The sequence below is a fragment of the Acinetobacter sp. GN11 genome (assembly GCF_054823985.1).
In genome coordinates this window covers 1,884-3,605 of the sequence record NZ_JRVL01000119.1, presented here as the reverse complement: position 1 = coordinate 3,605, position 1,722 = coordinate 1,884, and the positions used below count along the sequence as shown (strand labels likewise).

General features: G+C 33.6%; 2 protein-coding genes. Both read left to right on the top strand.

Annotated elements, in window-relative coordinates; genetic code table 11:
- The first annotated feature begins 201 nt into the window (after positions 1-201).
- Positions 202-420: a hypothetical protein gene (locus NL42_RS11715; RefSeq protein ID WP_209735202.1), complete on the top strand. Its 219-nt coding sequence runs from the start codon at positions 202-204 to the stop codon at positions 418-420.
- Between the two features lie 11 nt (positions 421-431).
- Entirely contained in the window at positions 432-1,697 is a 1,266-nt protein-coding gene (locus NL42_RS11710; protein WP_446091602.1) for a hypothetical protein, read from the top strand.
- The last annotated feature ends 25 nt before the right edge of the window (positions 1,698-1,722 follow it).

Here is a 1,722-nt window from a genome sequence, read left to right as displayed (position 1 = left end):
TTCCTGTATGAACTCATCATAGGAAAAAAGAGGGGGATAGCCAATCCGCAAAACCCCTAAAAGTTTGTAGGTTAAAGCGTACAAAATGAAATTTTGGAAGAATTTTTAGAAGGCCAAATGGCTTGATACTTTAGTTAGACATTATTGATATTGTTTAAAAAAAGCCCTATCTTGATGATGGGGTTTTTGTTGAGAATAAGAATGGAAAGATATTTAGATTTAGATGGTGATTCAGGAGTAATCGCTTATGAAATTGGTGATACATATATAAGAGTAAAGTTTGATAAAACCTTTAAAATCTATAAGTATAGCTATTATAAAGCAGGCCAAATTCATGTTGAAAAAATGAAAATATTGGCTAAGAGTGGTAACGGATTAAACTCTTATATCATGAAAAATGTAAAAAATTTATACGATTAAGTGGGGAGAATATGGATAAAAATTTAGTTACATTATGCGATGCTTTAGATGAGCTAGCTCAAGTTGTTTTAAATTCATCAAATGAAGATCGGACGTTACAAGAAGTTTATGGTTGGCATCATCCAGCAGTAACCAGACATGATTTAGCCAATATTCCTAAAAACCTATCAATGAATATTCAAAAATTAGAAATTAAGCATATTGATTCCAAATTAGAAGAATTAATAGCACTAACACCTACACGATTAAAGATAATGCAGCAAAATACAGTTCCCTATATGTTTAATGGGCATGGAAACCAAGCTATACCTGCATATATATCAACCCTTCAATGGGTTGAAAAATTAACCCAGCCATTATTTTCCTGGGAAGTTTTGCAAGATTCTAAAGCATTACCACCCTCACTTACACGTCGATTAAGAGGGATTCAAACAGAGTTGGATAATCTGATTCCTAACAAGAACATATTGTCAGATCAGATAACTCTTATTAATGATGCAACAGAAGCAGCGGAGTCATTACCAACAGATTTGCAAAGTCTAAAGGAGGCTAGGCATAAAGTATCTGAATTGGAAAAAGAAAGCTCTTTTGATCGTAAAAAAGTAAATGAACATAAGACATCAACTGAGGCACAATTAAAAGCTATTAATGAACTGCATGGTCAAGCTCAACAACTAGTTGAAAAATGTGAAGAAGCCTACCGTATAACTACAACAAAAGGGTTAGCTGCGGCTTTCGATCAAAGAGCCAAAGACCTCAAAAATTCCATGAGATTTTGGGTTGGTGGTTTATTATTTGCATTAGCTATAGGTGCGTGGATTGGTCATGAACGTATACAGATTTTAACCACTTCACTTAGTGCTCCAACTTTGAGCTGGGGTGTGATTGGAATCCAAATAGTTTTATCTATGACTAGTGTAGTTGCTCCCTTATGGTTTGCTTGGTTGGCAACTAAACAAATTAGTCAGCGTTTTAAACTTGCTGAAGATTATGATTTTAAGGCTTCTGTTGCTAAAGCCTATGAAGGATATAAAAAAGAAGCGGTTAAAATTGATGTAGAGTTTGAAGCAAGATTATTCAATATAGCATTAACACGCTTAGAAGAAGCTCCTTTACGTTTAGTTGAGGCTAGTAATCATGGTAGTCCTAGTCATGAACTTCTAGAAACATCAGGGTTAGCTAAATTAGGAAATAGCGCTAGTAAAATTGCAGAAAATGCAGTTGAAAAAATTACTAATTCAAAAGTTTCAAACAATAATTTAGATGAAGCTTCTTAACGAGTCTTTATTGTTAAAATTCATT